The 20,702-nt window shown below is 60.8% G+C and carries 19 protein-coding genes; 10 read left to right on the top strand and 9 right to left on the bottom strand.

The features are described from left to right. Positions 1-36: 36 nt before the first annotated feature. The 7 genes from LIX15_RS04060 (at position 37) to dacB (ending at position 7,849) form a co-directional block, all read left to right on the top strand. Entirely contained in the window at positions 37-519 is a 483-nt protein-coding gene (locus LIX15_RS04060) for a DUF7974 family protein (RefSeq protein WP_227776226.1), read from the top strand. A 90-nt stretch (positions 520-609) separates the two neighbouring features. Next, positions 610-2,259 (top strand): ABC transporter substrate-binding protein, encoded by a 1,650-nt coding sequence (locus LIX15_RS04065; protein WP_227776227.1) that lies wholly within the window; start codon positions 610-612, stop codon positions 2,257-2,259. A 48-nt stretch (positions 2,260-2,307) separates the two neighbouring features. Further along, a complete protein-coding gene (locus LIX15_RS04070; protein WP_227776228.1) occupies positions 2,308-3,258 on the top strand; it encodes an ABC transporter permease in 951 nt (316 codons plus the stop codon). Position 3,259: 1 nt separating this feature from the next. Further along, positions 3,260-4,345, top strand: coding sequence for an ABC transporter permease (locus LIX15_RS04075; protein WP_227776229.1), 1,086 nt, complete (start codon positions 3,260-3,262; stop codon positions 4,343-4,345). After that, entirely contained in the window at positions 4,342-5,355 is a 1,014-nt protein-coding gene (locus LIX15_RS04080; RefSeq protein ID WP_227776230.1) for an ABC transporter ATP-binding protein, read from the top strand. Before LIX15_RS04075 ends, LIX15_RS04080 begins: the two co-directional genes overlap by 4 nt. After that, positions 5,352-6,635 (top strand): ABC transporter ATP-binding protein, encoded by a 1,284-nt coding sequence (locus LIX15_RS04085; RefSeq protein WP_227776231.1) that lies wholly within the window; start codon positions 5,352-5,354, stop codon positions 6,633-6,635. The genes LIX15_RS04080 and LIX15_RS04085 overlap by 4 nt, the downstream gene beginning before the upstream one ends. Then, positions 6,629-7,849 carry a D-alanyl-D-alanine carboxypeptidase/D-alanyl-D-alanine endopeptidase gene (gene dacB, locus LIX15_RS04090; RefSeq protein ID WP_227776232.1) on the top strand — a complete coding sequence of 407 codons (1,221 nt, stop codon included), beginning with the start codon at positions 6,629-6,631 and terminating at the stop codon, positions 7,847-7,849. Before LIX15_RS04085 ends, dacB begins: the two co-directional genes overlap by 7 nt. Before the next feature lie 226 nt (positions 7,850-8,075). On the opposite strand, the gene LIX15_RS04095 is transcribed toward dacB, so the two are convergent. The 5 genes from LIX15_RS04095 to LIX15_RS04115 form a co-directional block, all read right to left on the bottom strand. Continuing rightward, the gene (locus tag LIX15_RS04095; protein WP_227776233.1) at positions 8,076-8,918 is read right to left on the bottom strand and encodes a M55 family metallopeptidase; all 843 of its coding nucleotides are present in this window, start codon (positions 8,916-8,918) and stop codon (positions 8,076-8,078) included. After that, positions 8,915-10,882 (bottom strand): S9 family peptidase, encoded by a 1,968-nt coding sequence (locus tag LIX15_RS04100; RefSeq protein WP_227776234.1) that lies wholly within the window; start codon positions 10,880-10,882, stop codon positions 8,915-8,917. The genes LIX15_RS04095 and LIX15_RS04100 overlap by 4 nt, the downstream gene beginning before the upstream one ends. Positions 10,883-10,954: 72 nt before the next feature. Beyond that, the gene (locus LIX15_RS04105; protein ID WP_227776235.1) at positions 10,955-11,680 is read right to left on the bottom strand and encodes a helix-turn-helix domain-containing protein; all 726 of its coding nucleotides are present in this window, start codon (positions 11,678-11,680) and stop codon (positions 10,955-10,957) included. 47 nt (positions 11,681-11,727) lie between these two features. Continuing rightward, positions 11,728-11,928 carry a DUF7977 family protein gene (locus tag LIX15_RS04110; RefSeq protein WP_227776236.1) on the bottom strand — a complete coding sequence of 67 codons (201 nt, stop codon included), beginning with the start codon at positions 11,926-11,928 and terminating at the stop codon, positions 11,728-11,730. Then, complete coding sequence (locus LIX15_RS04115; RefSeq protein WP_227776237.1) at positions 11,925-12,965, bottom strand: zinc-binding dehydrogenase; 1,041 nt, start codon at positions 12,963-12,965, stop codon at positions 11,925-11,927. The genes LIX15_RS04110 and LIX15_RS04115 overlap by 4 nt, the downstream gene beginning before the upstream one ends. 86 nt (positions 12,966-13,051) lie before the next feature. Here LIX15_RS04115 and LIX15_RS04120 point away from each other — a divergent pair, with 86 nt between their 5' ends. Continuing rightward, positions 13,052-13,783: a MogA/MoaB family molybdenum cofactor biosynthesis protein gene (locus LIX15_RS04120; protein WP_227776238.1), complete on the top strand. Its 732-nt coding sequence runs from the start codon at positions 13,052-13,054 to the stop codon at positions 13,781-13,783. Positions 13,784-13,806: 23 nt separating this feature from the next. On the opposite strand, the gene LIX15_RS04125 is transcribed toward LIX15_RS04120, so the two are convergent. From LIX15_RS04125 to LIX15_RS04135, 3 genes are all read right to left on the bottom strand, one after another. Beyond that, positions 13,807-14,613 carry a TrmB family transcriptional regulator gene (locus tag LIX15_RS04125; RefSeq protein ID WP_227776239.1) on the bottom strand — a complete coding sequence of 269 codons (807 nt, stop codon included), beginning with the start codon at positions 14,611-14,613 and terminating at the stop codon, positions 13,807-13,809. A 90-nt stretch (positions 14,614-14,703) separates the two neighbouring features. Further along, positions 14,704-16,398, bottom strand: a complete 1,695-nt coding sequence (locus LIX15_RS04130) for a DUF255 domain-containing protein (RefSeq protein WP_227776240.1) — start codon at positions 16,396-16,398, stop codon at positions 14,704-14,706. A 335-nt stretch (positions 16,399-16,733) separates the two neighbouring features. Continuing rightward, positions 16,734-17,753 carry a phosphoribosylaminoimidazolesuccinocarboxamide synthase gene (locus LIX15_RS04135; protein ID WP_227776241.1) on the bottom strand — a complete coding sequence of 340 codons (1,020 nt, stop codon included), beginning with the start codon at positions 17,751-17,753 and terminating at the stop codon, positions 16,734-16,736. A 144-nt stretch (positions 17,754-17,897) separates the two neighbouring features. Between LIX15_RS04135 and cofH the strand changes: the two genes are divergently transcribed. Then, positions 17,898-19,247, top strand: coding sequence for a 7,8-didemethyl-8-hydroxy-5-deazariboflavin synthase subunit CofH (cofH, locus tag LIX15_RS04140; protein WP_227776242.1), 1,350 nt, complete (start codon positions 17,898-17,900; stop codon positions 19,245-19,247). 10 nt (positions 19,248-19,257) lie between these two features. Here the strand turns inward: cofH and cofG are convergent, their stop codons facing one another. Next, the gene (gene cofG, locus LIX15_RS04145; RefSeq protein ID WP_227776243.1) at positions 19,258-20,331 is read right to left on the bottom strand and encodes a 7,8-didemethyl-8-hydroxy-5-deazariboflavin synthase subunit CofG; all 1,074 of its coding nucleotides are present in this window, start codon (positions 20,329-20,331) and stop codon (positions 19,258-19,260) included. 79 nt (positions 20,332-20,410) lie between these two features. Here cofG and LIX15_RS04150 point away from each other — a divergent pair, with 79 nt between their 5' ends. After that, positions 20,411-20,572 carry a hypothetical protein gene (locus LIX15_RS04150; RefSeq protein WP_227776244.1) on the top strand — a complete coding sequence of 54 codons (162 nt, stop codon included), beginning with the start codon at positions 20,411-20,413 and terminating at the stop codon, positions 20,570-20,572. Positions 20,573-20,702: the final 130 nt, after the last annotated feature.

Here is a 20,702-nt window from a genome sequence, read left to right on the forward strand (position 1 = left end):
GAAAGACATTTGGCTCGCCCGTTCGGTGACCAGACCATGAAACCGGCAGACGTGCTTTCGCCAGACCCAGCAGGCGGGACCGAAAGCGGGGGCAGTTGGGTCGCTGGATTGGTTCCGAACGCGATTGCGCTTCGGTGTCTCTCAGTCGAACTGCGCGCAGCGCGGGAAATCGTGGTCGGCGAACCGGCGAAGTTCGTACTTCGGGTTCGAAATCGTTCGCCGATTCCGGTCAGCGTTCGCCTGCCGACGAGTCGACTCTGGGGGTGGGAAGTCGATGGTATTCCGGATGCCGACGAACGACGGTTCGAGCCGCCCGAGTCGCCGCGACGAGTCGCGTTTCCGCGACGGGGTATCCGTCAGTTCGAGGGAACGTGGGACGGTCAGATCCGTCGGTCCGGAATCGACGGCGACGAGTGGCGGCCCGAACCGGGAGTCCACACCCTGACGGGATATCTTGCAACCGGAAAAAACGCATCAAATTTACGAGACAGCGTACAGGTAAATGTTTCGAACGGATAACCCTAGTATAAAAGGGCTGTCTTATTTGCTACATCCATCTTTGCTATTAGGTATCACGAACCGGGCAACGTGCCTGCATTAACAACTACCATGACAGAGAAAAACGACGCTCCGCTCGACCGACGACGCTTCCTGACCATGAGCGCACTCGGCGGAGCCACGGTACTCGCCGGGTGTGGCGGCCAAACGACCGAAGGCGACGATTCGAGTGGGACGGGAGGTACGTTCGTCAACACCACGTCGGAGGACGCGACGACTCTCGACCCGCGAATGAACGAACTCGCGTGGGTCAACAGTATGATGCACTACCTGTTCGACACGCTCCTGACGGTCAAACCGGACGGGAGCGAAATCATTCCGCACCTCGCCACGGAGCGACCAACTCAACAGGACGAAACGACGTACACCGTCCCGATCAGGGAAGGGGTGAAATTTCACAACGGAGACGAAATGACCGCCAAGGACGTGGCCTACTCGTTCAGTTGGGTTCTCGACGCGGACAACAAATCCACGAATCAAGAGAACCTCGCGTTTATGGACAGCGTGGAAGCGTCGGGCGACTACGAAGTGACGTTCAACCTCAAACATCCCTACGCGCTATTCGAGTTGGTGCTGACGGAGATGAACGCCGCCATCGTCCCGAAGAAGGACGCGGAGAACAAGGGCCAGAAACAGTTCGCTCAGAAACCGGTCGGAAGCGGCCCATTCAAACTGAAGGACTGGCAGTCCGGGTCGCATCTCACGCTGGAACGGTACGACGACTACTTCCTGAAAACAGCGAATCTGAAGGAATTGAAGTATCGGGTCATTCCGGAACCGGAAACTGCGTTCGTCGAACTGGGAACCGGCAACGTCCACCAGTCGTCGGTGCCGAAGACACTGCTCAGCGAGGCGGAGAGCAAGGATAACTTGCAGATGAAACGCATCTCACAGTTCGATTACAACGGCCTCGTCTTCAACGCGCTCAACGAACCGTTCGGCGAGCGCAAGGTGCGCGAGGCGATGCAGTATCTCGTGGATTACGACGAGATGTTGAGCACGACGAAGGGGAAACTCGGCAAGCGAATCTACGGCTTCATGCCGAAGGAAGTGAACGAAGCGTGGGACTTCCCGTGGCAGGAGTGGCGGGACAAATACTACCCGGAAAGAGATCACGAAAAGGCGAAACAACTGCTCGAAGAGGCCGGGTACGGCGATGGTTTCGACGTGTCGATGTCCACGCACACCTCTGGGAAGTTCAAAAACATGGCCATCAAGCTCCAGAACGAGATGGACCAAGTGGGCATCAACGCCGAGGTGCGCGAAGTCACCATCGGTCAGTGGTTGGAGGAACTCGATGCTGGTGACTACGACGTCACTTTCTACGGCTGGTCGGGCGGCCAAGACCCGGACGGATTCTACTACTACCTGTTCCGCAACATGCGAAACGACGATAGCGTGCCGGACGACTTCGTCGGCAACGCCTCCGCCGGAATGTTGCACGAAGCCAACCCGAACAGCGACAAACTGGCGAAAGCTGACGAGAACATTCGGAAAGCGCGAAAAGTGCAAAGCAGAGACGAGCGCCGAGAACTGTACATCGAGGCCGCGGAAGCGTTCCAATCCGAGTATCCGCACATTCCGGTGTACTCAGAGCAGTCCGCAACCGCGTGGAGTACCAAAGTAAACGGCTACGACCCGACCGCATTCGCCGCACAACCGCTCTGTAACAAGTGGTCGAACGCCTCGCTCGAAAACTAACTACATCGCGTTTCGACTTCCAAAGGAGATATTTCAGTACACGAAACCATGAGCATGTATCGCTACACCGTCCGTCGACTCCTACAAATCATTCCCGTGTTGCTGGGCGTTTTCACGCTGACGTTCGTGATGATGCACGCGCTTCCGGGGAATCCGGTGCGCATCTACCTCGGATTGAATCCGAGTCAGGAACTCGCGGACGAACTCATCCGGCAGTACGGCTTCGACCGACCGCTGTGGCAACAGTATCTGGACAACCTCGGACGAGTGTTGCAGGGCAACCTCGGCGAATCGTTCATGCGTAAGCGTCCGGTGACAGACCTCATGCTGGAGCGACTCGGCCCGACGCTGACCCTGATGGGCCTGTCGTATGCCATCGCGCTTCCAACGTCGCTTCTGCTTGGCATCTACGCCGCCTCGCGGCACAACGAGTTGGGCGACAGCGTCTCCCGGTTTTTGGGACTGGCAGGCCTTTCGACGCCGAACTTCTGGCTGGGCCTGATGCTCATCTTCCTATTCTCCTACAAATTGGGATGGCTTCCGGCGTCAGGCTACGTGCCGTTCGGACAAGACCCGGTCGAGTCGGCAAAGCGCCTCGTCCTGCCCGTCATCACGCTCACGACTGCTCAAACGGCGACGTTGATGCGAATGACGCGCTCCAGCATGGTCGAGGAGCTATCACAAGACTACGTTCAGACGGCACGAGCGTACGGACTGCCGGAACGCAGAATCCTGCTCAAACACGCCTTCAGGAACGCGCTCCTACCGTTGGTGACGATTATCGGTCTTCAGCTGTCGTTCCTGCTGGACGGGAGCGTCATCGTGGAGAAGATATTCGCCATCCCCGGCATGGGTCGGCTGTTCTTCTCAGGCATCATGAGCAACGATTACGGCGTCATCATGGGTTTGACGCTGTCGTTCGCGCTGTTGTTCCTCGTCGGCGTCCTGCTGACGGACCTCGCCTACGCCTATATCGACCCACGAATCAGGTACGACTGATATGAGTACGAACAAATCACTGTCGGAGACGAGCATCGACACCGAAAGCCGACTCATGGGAACCATCCGAGAGCTTCGGTACAGCCCGACCGCCATCATCGGCGGGGTAATCGTCGGCACCCTCGTCGTGCTGGCCGTGTTCTCGACCATCGACCTCGTGCTGTTCGACAAGGCTCTCATCACTGCGATTCACGCAGACCCCCACGTGATGAACCAGCCAGAAAGTTACTCGGCTCCCTCCCTCGACCATCCGATGGGAACCGACCAGTTCGGGCGGGACGTACTGTCCAGAGTTATCTACGGAAGCCGAATCGCGCTGGCCATCGGCGTCATCGCCGTCGGAATCAGCTTCCTCGGCGGCATCGTCTGCGGCGCGACGGCGGCCTACTTTGGCGGCCGAATCGACGACACCATCATGCGCCTGCTGGAGGTGCTGTACTCGATTCCGGGCCTCATCCTCGCCATGACGATGATGGTGATTATGGGGCGGAGCGTGTACAACCTCTTTCTCGCCTACGGGGTCATCGGCATTCCTGCCTACGCCCGCGTCATGCGGTCGGAAGTGCTCTCTCTCCGCGAGGAAGAGTACGTGGAGGCGGCGCGCGCCGCCGGACTACTCAAACGCACCATCCTGTTCCGCGAAGTCGTGCCGAACGGACTGGCCGCGGTCGTCGTACAGGCCACCCTCTCGATGGGGAGCGTCATCATCGGTGCGACGGCGCTGTCGTTCCTCGGATTGGGCGTTCAACCGCCGACGGCGTCGTGGGGTCGAATGCTGAGCCAGGCACAGGAAGCTCTGATCATCGCACCATGGGTTGCGGTGTTCCCCGGTCTGATGATTTTCATCACCGTGATGGGGTTCAATCTGCTCGGTGACGGCCTGCGGGACGCAATGGATCCGCGAACGACGCTCCGCAAGGCAAATTGGGACGAACTGGACGACGGTTTCCTCCCAAGCGAGAGCGCGCCGAGGGACGAACCGGACGCCGTCGCCGACAGACCCGCGACGGACGGCGGGACGGATTCGAATCCCGAATCGGATACGAAGACGGGAGAAAGCGAGACTGAGAGGGGGCGAATGCAATGAGCCTCCTCGAAGTCGACGACCTCCGGACGTACTTCTACACGGAAGGTGGCATCGTGCAGGCGGTTGACGGCGTCAGTTTCGAGGTGGGCCGCGGCGAAACCCTCGGACTGGTCGGCGAGAGCGGGGCCGGAAAGAGCGTGACGGTCAAAAGCCTCCTCGGACTCATCAATTCGCCCGGCAAGGTGGTCGATGGGTCGGTTCGGTTTGACGGGCGCGACCTGACCGACTGCTCCGAGCGTGAACTGCGACGGGAGGTTCGCGGGAGCGAAATCTCGTTCGTCTTCCAGGACCCGATGTCGGCGCTGAACCCCGTCTTTACGGTCGGACACCAAATCGCCGAAATCGTGGAGTATCACACTGACCTGAGCGAGAAGGAGGCCGAGGAGCGGGCGGTCGAACTGCTGGACGACGTGGGGATTCCAGACCCGGAACAGCGGGCGGAACAGTATCCGCACGAGTTTTCGGGCGGGATGCGCCAGCGGGCGCTCATCGCCATGGCGCTGTCGTGCAGTCCGAAACTCATCATCGCGGACGAACCCACGACGGCACTGGACGTGACGATTCAAGCCCAGATTCTCGACCTGTTCGACGAGATTCAGGCAAAGTACGACACCAGCGTCGTCTACGTCACGCACGACCTCGGCGTCGTCCGCGAGGTCTGTGACAGAGTCGCCGTGATGTATCTCGGCAAAGTGGTCGAACACGCGCCCTACGAGGAACTGTATCGAAACCCGAAACACCCCTACACGCAGTCGCTTCTGCGCTCCGTCGTCCGCCCCGACGAGCGCGCGGACAACCTGAATCCAATCGAGGGAACGATGCCGAGCGCGATCGACCCGCCTTCTGGCTGTCGATTCCGCAGGCGCTGTCCCGTGGCCGTGGACGACTGCGCCCGCATCGAACCGCCGCGAATCGACGTAGGGCCGAACCACGATTCGGCCTGCATCCTCTACAAAGACGAGTACGATGGGAAAGACGAACCGACGCTTCACCAGCGAGGTCAACGATGAGTCAACGCCTTCAGCAACGCCCGGAACAATCGGACGAACCACTGCTCAGGGTCGAGAACCTGAAGAAACACTTTCCGGTCAACTCCGGCTTCATCAGTTCGGTTCGGTGGAACTCCGACGGCGGATTTCCGCTCGAACTGGACGACAAGAGCGTGAGAGCGGTGGACGGCGTCAGTTTCGACCTCTATCCCGGCGAGACACTGGGCGTCGTCGGCGAATCCGGCTGTGGGAAATCGACGCTCGCGCGAACCCTACTCGGCTTGACAGAACCTACGGATGGGGCGGTCGAATTTCGCGGAACCCGAACCACGACGTTCGACAGCGATGCAAAGCGGGAGTTCCGGCGGAACGCTCAGATGGTCTTCCAAGACCCTCAATCGAGTCTCAATCCGCGCCGGAAGGTCGGGAACATCATCGCAGACCCGCTGGAAGCGGCGGGAGGGGACGAAAGAAAGCGACGGGAGCGCGTCCGCGAACTGCTCGGGCAGGTCGGTCTAAAAGCGGAACATTACGGACGCTATCCGCACGAGTTCTCGGGCGGTCAGCGCCAGCGAATCAACCTCGCGCGTGCGCTGTCGATCAATCCCGACCTCGTCATCGCCGACGAACCCGTGAGCGGACTGGACATGAGCGTGCAGGCCCAAATCCTCTCGCTCATGCAGGATTTACAGGACGAGTACGGCCTGACCTACCTGTTCATCACGCACGACCTCTCGGTGATTCGGAACGTGGCAGACCGCGTTGCGGTGATGTACCTCGGCGACTTCGTGGAAACCGGTCCGGTTGACCGACTGTTCACGGAACCGCATCACCCCTACACGCGCGCCCTGCTAGATTCGGTTCCGAACCCCGACCCCGATACACGCGGCGTCGAATCGAAACTGGTCGGGGACGTTCCGAGTCCGAGCGACCCGCCGTCGGGGTGTAAATTCCACACTCGCTGTCCGTCGCTCATCGTGCCCGACCCCTTCTCGCGCGAGGAGTACCGCGAATACGTGGAACTCAGGAGCGACGTGCGCGATGAAACCCTGCAAACCGACACCGACCCGGCGTCGGTTCGAGCGCACTATTTCGAGGGGAACCTTCCGGCAGCGGTCGAGGAAACGGTCGAGCAAGCCGTTTCGCACGCCGCGGACGGAAACTGGAACGAAGCCCAATCCGCGCTTTCTGAATATCTCTCACCCTGTGAAGCGCACGTGCCGCAACTGGAATCCGTCGATAACGGTCAACTGTCGGCCTGTCACATCGACAGTGACGACCGAGAGGCCTTCTCGTGGTAAGGTCCGACAGTTTCGCATCGAGCGTGCTGGCGCGAGAGCTCGCTGGCGACGAACTCGTCACTTACAACCCGGACGTGCCATTGCCACCCGCGTCGAACACGAAACTGCTCACCGCCGCGCTCGCGCTTTACCACCTCGGCCCGGATTACCGATTCGAAACGCGCGTTTTCAGCAATGGTAATTCCCTCGTGCTCGCAGGACGAGGGAATCCGTCGCTTTCGCCGACGCAGTTGTCCGTGCTCGCGGAACGCGTCCGAAATGCCGACATCGACGCGGTCACCAATCTCGTCGCCGACGTGGGATGCTTCTCCGAACCGTCCCGCGGACCGGGGTGGATGTGGGAAGATGGGAAATACAGCTACGGTGCCGAAAGCACGGCGCTCGCACTGTCCGAAAACACCGTTTCGGTGACGGTATCCGGTACAGATATCGAAATCACGCCGAAGACGAACACGACCGAATTCGTTACGGATTTCGACCCGACGGCCGACGAACTGCACGTCTTTCGAGATGGGGACGAGATTCGAATCGAGGGAAAGGCGCCCGACGAATTGCGGACGGAAACCGTTCCGGTTCCCGACCCGGTTTGTCACTGTCTCCTCGCGTTTCGGGACGCGCTGGAGGAAACGGGAATCGCACATACGGGCGGGTTGCTGATGTCCCGAAATACGGATTCGGGAGCGGCGATTGCAACCGTGAAATCGCCACCCGTGTCGGAACTCGTCCGGGAAATGAACGTCCCGTCGAACAACTTCCTCGCGGAACAGCTCGCGCGAACCGTCGCTCGCGAAGTTCGGGGCGACGGTTCATGGGACGAATGGGAAACGGTCGTGAACGAATTTCTCGATTCTCGCAACGCTGGCGGGGCCAGAATCCGGGACGGGTCCGGCCTGTCGCGGTACAACTTGCTTCCCGCCCGCGGCATCGTCCGCGTTCTCGAATGGGTGGAAGAACAGTCGTGGTCTGAGACGTTTTTCGCCTCGCTTCCGAAACCCGGCGAGGGAACGCTCGAAGAGCGACTGTTAGACGTTGTCCCTGAAATCCGGGCGAAGACGGGGACGCTCACGGGGAGCAGAACCCTCTCGGGAATCGTCCGTCGGGACGGGGAGGAAAGCGATGTGGTGTTTTCTGTGCTTCTCGGCGGATTAACAGGCGAGGACGAGGAGAACGCGCGGGAGACGATAGACGATTTCGTTCGGGAATTGGCGGACTGAGGGTGCGAAGACTTTTATTCGAAGACGCGGCCAGCGAAGAGCAATGCACAGCTAGTATCGTTCAGCCATTCGGGTGGTGCGGTTTCTATCCGGGAATTTCTGGTTACAGCCCGAGCAACGCGTACCATCTCGGCGTGCCGGATGATTCCGGCCGAAGCCGGGAGAGTCACCGACGCTTGGAGTGCGTTGATACCGGAACGTAGCCACCGAAAACCTCGAACCGCGCTTATCCGTACCACTCGTTTCGCCCCGCGCCACCAGCGCGGAGCATCGCCACGGATGCCTCGAAGACTTCCGCGTACTCCTCGCCTTCGACGCGCGTCGTTCGCCCGCCGACTCGCTCAACGGAGGGAAGTCTCGCGGCGCGGGCGGCCTGATTCGTTGTCGCCCAGTCGGCCTCGATAGCGGCAGGTTCGTCGGGAATCGGCTGAGCGAAGTCGTCTGTTTTCGCCCGTCGAACCGCTCGCTCTGCCGCGGTTCGAATCCGGTTACGGGCGTCCTCGGCAGGAAGACAGTCTGCCGTAAATCGGTCGATTCCATCCTTGACGACCGCGGTTTCCGCATTTTTCAGTTCGTCGCGGGCTTCGGCGTCGGTCGCGTCGTCGCCCGTTACGAGGCCGACGGGAACCCCGAGCGAGCCCGCGAGTCCGGCGTTCCAGCCGAGCTCGCCGACTTCGTCGTTGTTCACGCGAAGCGAAACGAGAATCTGCGAGTAGAAGGTGTGGTTCAGGACGGCCTCCGGCGTCCCGGCTTTGCCGTGATAGCCGACAAAGAAGGCGACGTCGTGGCTCGTGGTCAACCCTTGCATCATCGACCGGGGTTTTGTGCCGCCGCGAATTAGGCGGGCGGCGTCGTGGAGCACGCTCCGGGAGAGATTCGTCATCGAGGAGTGCGAATCGTTGACGAGAACAGCCTCTGCACCGCCCGCTAGTGCACCCTCGATTGCGGCGTTCACGTCGCCGACCATCAGTTCTCGGCCAGCGTCGTAGTCGGCTTCACCTTTCACCACGTCTCGCGGGTCGGCGATGCCCGTAATGCCTTCCATGTCGGCGGAGATGAAAACGTTCACAGCTCCGCCTCCAGCGCTCGTTCGACCTTTTTCAGGGTTCGCTCCCACGTGGCCCGTTTTGAGAAAACGTGATTCTCGTCGGGGTAGTGGTCGGCGTCGAACTCCTTGCCGAGGTCGGTGAGGGTTTCGACCACGAGGTCTAACTGCTCGAAGTTGACGTAGCGGTCACCGGTTCCGTGGAAGTTGTACAGCGGAGCTTCGTAGGCGTCCATGTGCGTCGCGGGCGACGCCTCGGCCCAGTGTTCCGGAACGTCCCACGGCTCGCCGCCCATCCTGAGTACTTCCGCGGAGGCGGCGGGCGGATACTTCGTTTCCTCGGCCCAATCGCGGTACAGTTCGAGGTCGGCGAGTCCGGCGAGATTGACGCCGAGCGTGAACGCGTCGGGGTGCGTACCGAGCACTTGGAGCGTGGCGTAGCCGCCGTAGGAGAGGCCCCAAACGGCGACGGAATCGGCATCGACGTAGTTGAGTCCTTTCAGGTACTCGCCCGCTCGCGCCACGTCCTCGATTTCGTCCGCACCGCGAACGCCTGCGATGGCCTGTCGAAACTCCCGTCCGTAGCCGATTCCGCCGCGATAGTTGACGAACAGGCCGACGTATCCCTTCTCTGCGAGATACTGGTGGAACGTGTAGAAGAGGCTGTACGACCGCGTGGGATGCCAGCCGTCGCGCATCTGTCGCATCGGCCCACCGTGGACGCAGACAACCGCGGGGAGGTTCGTCGCGTCGTCCGAAACTGCATCCGATTTCCGCGGGTCGATGAGATAACCGTCGATGCACCGACCCGCGCTTTCGAACTCGATGCTTTCGGGCTCGATTGGTGGGACCGGCCACGCCTCAACCTCGGATCGAGTGATTCGGTGGGTTTCGTCGCTCGTATCGACGCGGACTTCCGGCGAGCGTCGGGCATCCGCGTGCAGATACGCCAGACCGTCGCCGGATGGCGACGGTCTGGGATGGACGTTCGTTCCGGGCGTTTCGACGAGGAGTTCCGTTCGTCCCGAGAGCGTTACCGAAAAGATGTGGCGTTCGCCGGGGTTGTTTCGGTTCGAGGCGAAAACGAGGGTTTCGTCGTCCGTCCACCGCGGCGTTCCGTCGGCGACGCCTTTGTCCTCGAAAGTTCCTTCGGTGAGTTGCGTTCGTTCGCCAGTTTCGACATCGACGACGTGGATGTGATCCCACCCGTCGAGAGGAAGGACGAGGGCGATTTTCGTCCCGTCGGGGGAGACCTCAGGTGCACCCTGCGAGACGACGCCGCGTTCGCGGTCGATTTCCCGCGCGAGGACGATTTCTTCGCCGTCTTCCGGGTCAACTGCGACGATTCGCCGGACGCGGCCACCTTCGCCTTGCCGGTCGAGAACGACCCGACCGTCGGCCAACCACGCCGGAGTGTGACTCGCCATTTCGCCGCGAGTGCGCCACACTAATTCGTCGGCTTCGACATCGACGACGCCGACCTGCGTCGCCTCGTCGCCAGCGAATCGATAGGCGAGATACGTATCGTCGGGAGACCACGCGAACATCCGAGATTCGGCGAGGAACGGGCCGCGCTTCGGGACGTCGTAGGTTCGTTCGCTCCCCGTCGCAACGTCGCGGACGACGGGTCGGCCGTCGCGGTAGAATGCGAACCGTGACCCGTCGGAAGACCACGTGTAGGCTTCCCGGTCGTCCGGGCCGGAGATGAGTCTGCTTGTCGTCTGCCCGTTCGGGTCGGCCAGAAAGAGGTCACCGTCGTCGGTGGCGACGAGCAGTTCCGCGGCGGTCGGCGACCACGAAATGTCGGTGACGAAACTGTTTTCGGGCGAGAACCGCCACGTTCGCTCCCCGGTTCGGTCGGAGACGAACAGTGCCTTTCCGTCGTCTTCGTACAGCGTGACGGCGAGAAACTCACCGTCGGGAGACCACGAAGGAGTAGCAGGATACTCCACATTTAACACGTCAGAGAGTGTGAGGCTCGATGACATACCCACCTAATTTACACACAGCCTCAAAGCGATTCCCAATCCGGCGAGGGTAGTTGAATACATTTTGATGCGTCAGTAGTTCCGTCCGCCGAGTTTCGTTAGAAACGCATCGAGCACTTTCTGCTCGCCTTTTCGGAGGTGTTCGAGGAACGTCGGCCCGCTGATGCCGAAGTCGTCGGCGATGTCGTTCGCAGACACCTCGCGGGGCCAGTTGTAGTAGCCGACGTCGTGTGCTTCGAACAGGCATTCGGTCTGGCGGGCCGAAAGCGAATCGTAAATCTTGTCGCTGGTGTCGGCAAATTCGACGTTGTCGTGGGGGTTCACTTCGTGGATGGCTTCCAGCGTGATGTCGTACTCCTCTTCGAGGCGGGCGAACACGGATTCGAGGCGGTCGGAGCGCACGAGAACTGTCCAGTGTTCGTATCCGCCGGTAATGTGAACCGGTTCGATGGGCATGAACTCCGAGTTGACAATTTCGGGAACGATGCTCGATGCGCGCTCGTAGGTGACGACGACGCGGGCGCGACTGCCGCCGTCCTTCAGGATGGCCGTGCTCTCGACGACTCCATGGGAGTCGATGGCTTCGACGAACGTTTCGACGTCGTGGTCGCCCTCGGAGACGAGAATAAAGTCCCCTTTGACCGTCTCGTCGGTCGGATAGAGCGATTTCTCCAGAATATGCGTCCCGTCGTACTCGTCGGTCACTTCCAGTGTCCAACAGCCGGGATGCCACAGTTTGAGTTCGACCTGTCGATAGGACGCCCCATCGTGTTGGTCTCTGACGTGGATGACACTCATGGCATGTGATTACGCCACACGGTGAAAAATTTGTGGGATTTTCCGGTTTATATTTTACGCTGGGCGGCCCACACCGCGGTCGCGCCGAGCAAAATCGCGGGAACCAGCGGCACAACGATGTACGCGAACTTGAACGGAAGGTACGGCGGATTGATGTAGATGAGAAGGGGCGCGATGATGAACGCGAGCACCATCACGGCGACCAAAACCCATCCGCTTCGTCCGAACTCCCTGCTTTCAGTCATCATAGTTCACTGTCGGGTTTGACGACGACTTTTCCGAATCCGTCGCGATTTTCGAGCATTTCGTGGGCGCGCGCCGTCTCACTCATAGGAAGCACGTCCCGTATGGCGGGTTCGAAGGTACCGTCCCAAACCAGTTCCAGCGCGTCGTCCGCTTCGCCGTGAGAGGCCATCGTGGAACCGATGACGGACAACTGATTCCAGAAGATGCGGTTGATGTCCGTTTCCGGATTGCCGCCCGTGGTCGCCCCGCAGGTTAGAATCCGTCCGCCCTTGGCGAGGCTCTTGAGGGAGTCCTGCCACGTCGCCGCGCCGACGTGGTCAACGATCACATCGACGCCGCGCTTGTCCGTCAGGTCGCGGATTTGCTGGACGAAATCGTCGTCCTCGTAGTTGATGGCGTAGTCCGCGCCGAGTTCGCGCGCGTGGTCAAGTTTCTCCTCGCTGCTGCCGGTCGCGTACACAGTCGCCCCGGCGTAGTCCGCGATTTGGACGGCGGCGTGCCCGACGCCGCCGGACGCGCCGAGAACCAGCACTTTCTCGCCGGGGCGAACGTCCCCCCGGGTGAGGAGCATGCGCCACGCGGTCTGGAAGACGAGTGGCGCGGCGGCGGCCGTCTCCCACGAAACGCCCTCCGGAACCCGAAGCAGGTTGTCCTCGGGCATCACCGCGAGTTCACTGTGAATTCCGCGAACGTGTTCGCCGATGACGTGGTATTTCACGCACATCGAGTGCTGGCCGTGGCGGCAGAACTCGCATTTTCCACAACTGACGCCCGCCGAGAGGGCGACCCTGTCGCCGGATTCGAAGCGAGTTACGTCCTCGCCGACTTCGAGAACTTCGCCCGCTCCGTCACTACCGGGGATGTGCGGCATATCGAGCGAGAGACCGGGAAGCCCCCGTCGCGTCCACACGTCCAAATGGTTCAACGCGCCCGCTTTCACGTCGATGAGAACTTCGTTTCGTGCCGGTTCCGGGTCGGGGAACGCCGCGTAGTCGATAACCTCCGTCCCACCGTGCCCTTCGAACTGGACGGCTTTCATGTGCGATAGGTCGGATGGGAGGCCTAAAACTGTACCTTAACGGATTCGCCGACGATTTTTAGGAGTCGCGATGGGAACGAACAGCTATGGTCGATTTTCAGTCACGCGATACACGCCGCGCACCGATGGACGAGGAGGACGAGGAAGCGGACGAAACCGCCGAAGAATCCAACGGCAGGGAGAGAGCGGACGAACAGGAAGAAAACAAAAAACGGCAAGAGGAAAGCCATCAAAACTACCGCGATGAACGCGATCACGACGGCCAACAGCACGACCACGGTGACCAGCAACACGACCACGGGCACGACCACGACGACCACCACGCGCACGACGTGGACGAACTCGGATTCGGCGTCGTCACCGTTTCCTCCTCGCGCTCGCTCGACGAGGACGCCGGGGGCGATGCCATCGCCGAACTGGTCGAAAACGACGGACACGACATGGTGACGCGGGAACTCGTCGACGACGACTACGATTCGGTGCAGAAAACCGTGGACAACCTCGTCGGGCGAAAGGACGTGGACGTGGTCGTGACGACCGGTGGAACCGGCGTCACGCCCGACGACGTGACCATCGAGGCGGCGACCCCGCTCCTCGAAAAGGAACTACCGGGATTCGGCGAACTGTTTCGCAGTCTCTCTTACGACGAAATCGGGACGAAAATCGTCGGAACGCGGACGACGGCGGGCGTCGTAGATGGCGTCGTCGTCTGCTGTCTCCCCGGCAGTGAAAGCGCGGTTCGACTCGGAACGGAAGAAATCCTGCTTCCAGAAGTCAGCCATCTCGTCGGATTGTCGGGGCGGGAATCGGCGGAATGAGATTTAAAAATCGAAAGCGGAACTCAGAGACGAAGCGGTTCGGCCATCTCCCACCGCGAGGCGAACTGGCTATTGACGTTCGCCGCAAATTCAGGATCTTTGAGGTCTATCATGGCGAACGCCTCACCCGGCGATAGCGGATTGGCCACCTCGATACACACCTCGATTTCGTCAATGAGGTTGAACGTCCCGTCGAGTTTCGGCGTCGTCCGCACTGAAAACTGCGGATGATCGGAGAGCGTCGTGGCGTAGCGGTCGCCGACGCTCGACGGCAGTGTCCGGACGAGTTCCGGCGACATGAGCACCGATACTTCGACGTCGCGGTCGAGCGCCCGCTCGATGTGTTCGGTGACGGTTTCGCCAACGTCGCCGATGTCGAACGTCGGCGATACCCGCCCGGCGACCATGACGATTCGCTCCTCGGCAGCGTCCAATCGCTCTACGAGCAGTTCGAGCGATTCTTCCGGGCCGACCGCCGCAGTCCAAAACCCTTCTTCGATGGGCGGTTCGGCGGTGTTGAGTTCGGTGCTCAACTCGTTCACGATGCCTTCGTACTGCTCCGCCTTCGCGTCCAGTTCTTGCAGTTTGTCGTCCAGCAGTCGGTCGAGGGCGGTGCTCGGTTCGACCGCGACGTACTTTTTCGGCCGACTCGCGCTCTGACTGCGGACGAGATTGTGCGTCTCCAAACTGTTGAGAACGTCGTATATCCTCCCCATCGGTACTTCGCTCGCGCGCGACAGTTCTTTCGCCGTGGTCGGCCCGGTGTTCAACAGTGCCCGATACACCCGCGCTTCGTATTCCGAGAGACCTAAATCGCGGAGACTTGCCATGTCTGTTGACATTACGCTAACTCTATAAAAACGCTCCGTGCGTTCGATGAGGTTTCAACCGCGCGCTTGCTCTTCCCCATACTATTCATACTAAAAGAAATCAGCTGCGAGTTCGTTCAGTTCGGCGGGCGTCCTCGCCGGGTCGGACACCGTTCCCGCGGAGACGAGATAGGCGCGACCGTCTTTCAACTCAGCGTCCGCGCCATTCACACTACCCACACTGGTCGCGTTCGGTACGACGACTTTCTCGTGGTCAGCGATACGAAGGCCCGCGCGGTGGAGGTCTGACCCCGCCGGAGCGGCGACGACGACTTGAATCGGTCGTCTACACAAGCGGGATGCGGCGGTTCCGTAGCCCGCGACCTGCACGCCGATTCTGTCCGCCGCGCCAGCGAACGCACCGAGTGCTTCTCGCGCCGTCTTCTCGTAGCGCAGTTCGTCGGTGAGAATCGAGAGGTCAACCAGCGCGTCGGCAAGCGCCGCGTTACCATCGACGGGACGAAGCGGACGGGAAAGCAAACCCGGCCCGTCCATCGGCCCATCCACGAACGCGCCGTCGTCCTGCTGGAGCGTGTCGATGGCGTAGTCCGCGACTTCGCGCGCGGTGTCGAGGTAGCCGGAATCCGTCCCATCGTCGTCGCCAAGCACCTGTACGGCGGTCGTGAACGCACGAGCGACGTGTGCGTGGTCGGCAAGCAGACCGGATTCGACCGGAGCCGTGCCATCTTCTACCCCATCGCTCCGATAGTGAACGACCGCGCCGTCGTCCACGAGCGAGTCGAGGAAGTTCAGCGTTCGCTCCGCGTAGCGTCGAGCGTAGTCGTCGTCGGTGTAGGCCGTGAAGGTGAGCAAGGCGTCGGCGGCCAACGCGTTCCAGTCCGCGAAGGCAGTGGAGTCGATGGCGGGCGCACTCTCGCTCTCGCGGTTGCTCGCGTCGCCGCCGTAATCTCCATCGCCGGATTGTTGGCTTCCGCCGAAGGCGTCGCCGTTCCAGAGCGTCGTCGTCAAGTACTCGATGGTTTTTTCGGCGGGATCGCGGTAATGCTCCTCGCCCGTGTACAGGTAGGCGTTCGCGTAGGCGCGTACGAGCGCGGCGTTCGCGTCAAGTACCTTCTCGTGGTGGATGTCGTTCCAGTCGCGAGTTCCGGCGTAGCGGAAGAAACCGCCGTCGTAGTTGTCGAAGAGATTCGCCGTAACGGGCGACAGGGTGGCGAGTGCGCGCTCTCGATCGCGTTTCAGCGCGAACTCGATGGTTCGAGGGAGGGGGAACTTCGCGTCGTCGCCCCACCCGCCGTGAGTCGCGTCGAATCGGTCTTCGACCTGTCCGACCAGCAGGCGCTCGATTTCCTCGGTAATCTCACCGGCGGGCGGATTCTGGTCGCGAACGTTTCGCGGCACCTGCGCCGCTTCTTTCCCCTTGTGCTTCCAGAGGTCGCGCACCTGTCCGACGACTTGCCGCATGGTGTCGTGGTCGAGGAACGTCGCCCCGGTCAGGTGCTCACCCTCGGGCGTGAGGAAAACGGTCGAAGGGAATCCACCCATGTTGTAGCGCTCCCTGACGCGAGGGTGGCGGTCGATGTCCACTCGAATCGGAATGAAGGAGTCGTTGACGTTCGCCGCCAGCGTCGGTATTGAGTACGTCGTCTCGTCCATCTCGTGACACCACGAACACCACCGCGCCGAGAGCGACAGCAGGGCAGGTTTGTTCTCGTCTTGAGCTTCCTCGAATGCGTCCGCCCCCCACTCTCGCCACTCGATTTTCGTTTGTTCCGCGGACTCGTCCATGCGCGAAGATTTGGGACGGATGGGGAAGTGGTTTCGGAAATCGGATGCTCGGAACGGAAGACCGTTCGAGTTGCCAGATAAGGACCGAGTATCCAAACGTTCGTTTCGCTGGGAGACGGAAAGCCATTTCAACCGAAACGAGCAGTGAGCCACGGGAACCAAACGCCACGATTTTGACAATCAAATGCAGTCGTAACCGATGGGACAATTACGACGGGAAAGTCAACGGCAGCATCTCGACGAACGATTCACAGAGCAACGGTCGCGGGACGGGAGTCGGATGCAACTCATCGAAATCACAACGAAAACGAACTTCCGAGCGTCGCAAAACCAAGTTACAAATTCTTGATAGCCATGACGGCGTCTTCGAGTTCCGGAGCGTCGAAAAACTCGCGACCGACGTAGGCGTTTGCACCAGCGGCATACAAGTCGCGGGCGGAGGCCAGTACGTCGTCGGGAAGCGGTTGCGGGTCCGCCCCGCAGAGCGATTTCCAGTCGGCGACGTCACGTTCTTTCGCGCGTTCTTTGGCGTCGTACACCGAATCGACCCATTCGGCCTGTTCGCGCTTGTGATACTGGCGGATGAACTCCTTGCTCACCTGCTGGCTGTAGAAGGTGAACCGATTTTCGTCGAAGGTGCCGACGACGTCTCCGACTCGAATCTCGCCGTCGTAGTAGAGGCACTCGATTTTTCCGTCCTCGTGAACGAGGTCGGCTTCGGCGGCTTGCCGAGTGATGATGTCGTTCACCTCGTGAGCGAGGTTTTCGAGGGATTCGATGCTGGCTTTCCCGGCGATTTTGTCGGCCTCTCGCCGCGAGAGATAGCGGTCTTCTTCCTCGTACTTCGTGGAGAACTCGACGACCGGCTCTTCGAGTTGCACCGCACCCTCCGGCCACTCCGGAAAGTCAAGGCCGTGGTCGGCGGGGTCGCTCCGGCGACGGAGACTCGACCCGACCGGAACGCTGTTCCGGAAGACAATTTCGAGCGGGATGAGATAATTTTCGTCGGCACCGCTGTGGAATAAATCGTAATCATAGTTCCGTCCCTCGCGAGGTAGGTTCGGAACCTGTGTGAGATCGATCACCATCTCGGTCGGGGGAGCAGTCGCATCCGCGAGGGGGACGACTTCGCCGTCAGAGACGACGCCCCGGTAATGGGTCGGAATCCCCTCGTTTTCGAGCAGTTCGAAGTTGAACGCCCCCATGGTGCAGAGGCTCGCGCCTTTGTCCGCTATTTCGTCGGGCATCTTGCCCCAGTCGAACACCGAGTAGTCGTCGGTAAAGACGAACGAGCCGCGTCCGAGGGAGTCCGGCGTCGGTTCGCGCTCGACCCGAAACTCCTTCACACTCGTCATGGTATGTGCTCTACCGTCCCCAGACTAAGAAGTTTCCATCCTTGTGCTGAAATGAGCCGACATGTGGCCGAACAATATACATAGTCGTGCGATGGATTCGGCCGTGACCCACTGCTTTTTCACGGTCGAACTGGATGAAGGCGTATGGCTAACGTGCGCGCGGAGAGCAACATTCCGCGGGGGGAGTTCGGATTCGAACACGTCCCCGAAACCGACCAGTCGTTCGAGAACGCGCTCGAAAAAGCGCGAACCGGCGAACGCCTGACGGTTGCGGACGGCGTCGAGCTGCTGACGACCGGCACGAACTCACCCGGCATCGACATCGGACGGAAAGAGATGGTGCTGGAGGCCGCAGACCGGCGCAGGGAGGTGGTGGTCGGCGACCGCGTCACCTTCGTCGCCAACCTGAACAACAACGTCACGACGGCCTGCAACACCGGTTGTCTGTTTTGTAACTTCAAAAACACCGCACAGAACTTCGAGGTCGGCGGCGGCGAGCACAGCGGATTCACGAAAACGCCGGAACAATCGCGCGAAATCGTCGCCGACGCCCGCGAACGCGGCATCTACGAAGTCACGTCGGTCAGCGGACTGCACCCCGGACTCACGTTGGACGACGAACATCGCGAAATCCTCGAAGCGAGCGACCGCGGCGATTTGAACTACAAACCGCCCTCGGCATACGAAACCGACCCGAGAACCTACGTCGAACATCTTCGAGCGATGAATCTCCCCAGAATTCACGTCCATTCGATGACGCCGGAGGAGGCGTATCACGCCCGGCGAGGGACGAACTGGGGATACGAGGACGTGTTCCGGAAACTGCAATCCGCGGGCCTCGCGAGCGTGCCGGGAACCGCCGCCGAAATTCTAGTGGACGAAGTTCGCCGCGTCATCTGCCCCGGAAAAATCGACACGAACGAATGGCTGGAGTCGATGGAGGCCGCGGCGAGCGTCGGCCTCGATATGACGGCGACCATCATGTACGGCCACGTCGAAAACGAGATGCACCGCGTCATGCACCTAGAGCGCGTCCGCGACCTCCAAGACCGAACGGGGACGATAACCGAGTTCGTTCCGCTCTCTTTCGTCCATCGAAACACGCCGCTGTACGAGCGCGGCATGGTCGATGCCGGCGCGACCACGCACGAGGACGAACTGATGATTGCGGTTTCACGGCTCTTTCTCGACAACGTCGATAACGTCCAATCCTCGTGGGTGAAGTACGGCGACGCGCAGGGATTGAAGATGCTCTCCTGCGGCGCGAACGACTTCATGGGAACCATCCTTTCAGAAGAAATCACGAAGCGCGCTGGCGGCGAGTTCGGCGAGTTCCGCTCGTTCGAGGAGTACGTTGAGATGATAACCGCAATCGGTCGAACGCCCGCGGAGCGTTCGACCGACTACCGCCAGATTCGAACCATCGATCCCGACGATTCCCCGTTCGGACCGGAGCTGGGACCGTGTGCCGACGGGACGCCGCTACTTCGGTGAACGATTCCCCTCACGTCTGAACTTCGAAGCGCGCACCGTCGGCTTCGATGATTCGCTGAATTTGGTCGGAAATCCAACCGTCGTCGCCGAGGAATTGCCGGTACACCGGGAGACGCTCACGAAGCGGCACGCCCGCTTCCGCCGCGATATCCTCCAACTCGCGCAGTGCCGGCCACGCATACTCCGGATTGATGTGGTCGTCCGTCACGGGCGACACGCCGCCCAAATCGTCCACGCCGCAGTCGAGCAGTTCGCGCGTCGGCGAGAGATTCGGCGGAACCTGCACGGAAATCTCCTCCGGGAGTGCCACCCGAGCCATCGCGACTGCCCGGCGCATCGTCTCGACCGACGGTTGTTCGAACCGCGACCGCTCGTTCGGCACGACGTTCTGGACGATGATTTCTTGAACGTGGCCGTGGCGTTCGTGAAGCTCTCGAATCGCCAGCAGGCTTTCGGCCCTGTCGCGCCAGTCCTCTCCGATTCCGACGAGCAGGCCGGTCGTGAACGGAACTTCCAACTCGCCCGCGGTGCGTATCGTGGCGAGTCGCTGGCCGGGATTTTTCCGCCGCGGGCCAGCGTGCGCCGCCACATCCGCCGTCGTCTCGAGCATCACGCCCATGCTGGCGTTCACGTCCGCGACGAGTTCCATCTGCTCCGGCGTCTGGTCGCCCGGATTCGAGTGGGGAAGTAAGCCCTCTTCCAGCGCGAGTTCGCACACTTCGCGGAGGTAAGAATGGATGGAGTCATGGCCCCACTCCGCGAGTTGGTCATTGACCCGCGTGTAGCGGTCGTCCGGGTCGTCGCCGAATGTGAACAGAGCTTCCGTACAGCCCGCATCGACGCCCATTCGGACGATTTCTCGAACCTCCTCGGGCGAGAGCAGGGAAGCTTCCCCAGGCGGATCGAAGTAGGTGCAGTACGTGCAGGTGTACCGGCAGGCCGTGGTGAGCGGAACGAAGACGTTTTTCGCGTAGGTGAGCGACTCCGCCGGTTCCGCGTCCTCCGGAGTGACGGTGAGCAGTCGGTCGATTTCCCTCTCGTCGAACGCGATGTCGATGTCGTACTCGTCGGCCCCCGGAATCATTGGTTGGTGGTTGGGTGGGCGGGTAAAAGTCCGTTTGGAAATAGGGATTTGAAGTTGGACAATTCCGAGAACGAGCGAGATGATTGAACGTGTTGCTAGTGACTGCCGACTCCTAATACCGCAACCCACCGCAGACGCCACACTCCTCCCCAACCAATTCCTTCGCTCCCTGCCGGTCGCTCAGTCATCCCTCGCACGACTCCAGCACAGTCCTTCGGACGACCCCACGGCGTTCTCGTGAGCGAACGTGAGCGAGATCCTCGAAAATCGAAGATTGTCGGGATGTGACGAATGGGGTGGTTCGTAACCAACTCGGACGAGATTCACTCGTCCGAGTTGCGGGAGGAGGTACGGGATTAGGAGTCGGCAAT

The organism is Haladaptatus pallidirubidus (assembly GCF_020700235.1).
Taxonomy (GTDB): domain Archaea; phylum Halobacteriota; class Halobacteria; order Halobacteriales; family Haladaptataceae; genus Haladaptatus; species Haladaptatus pallidirubidus.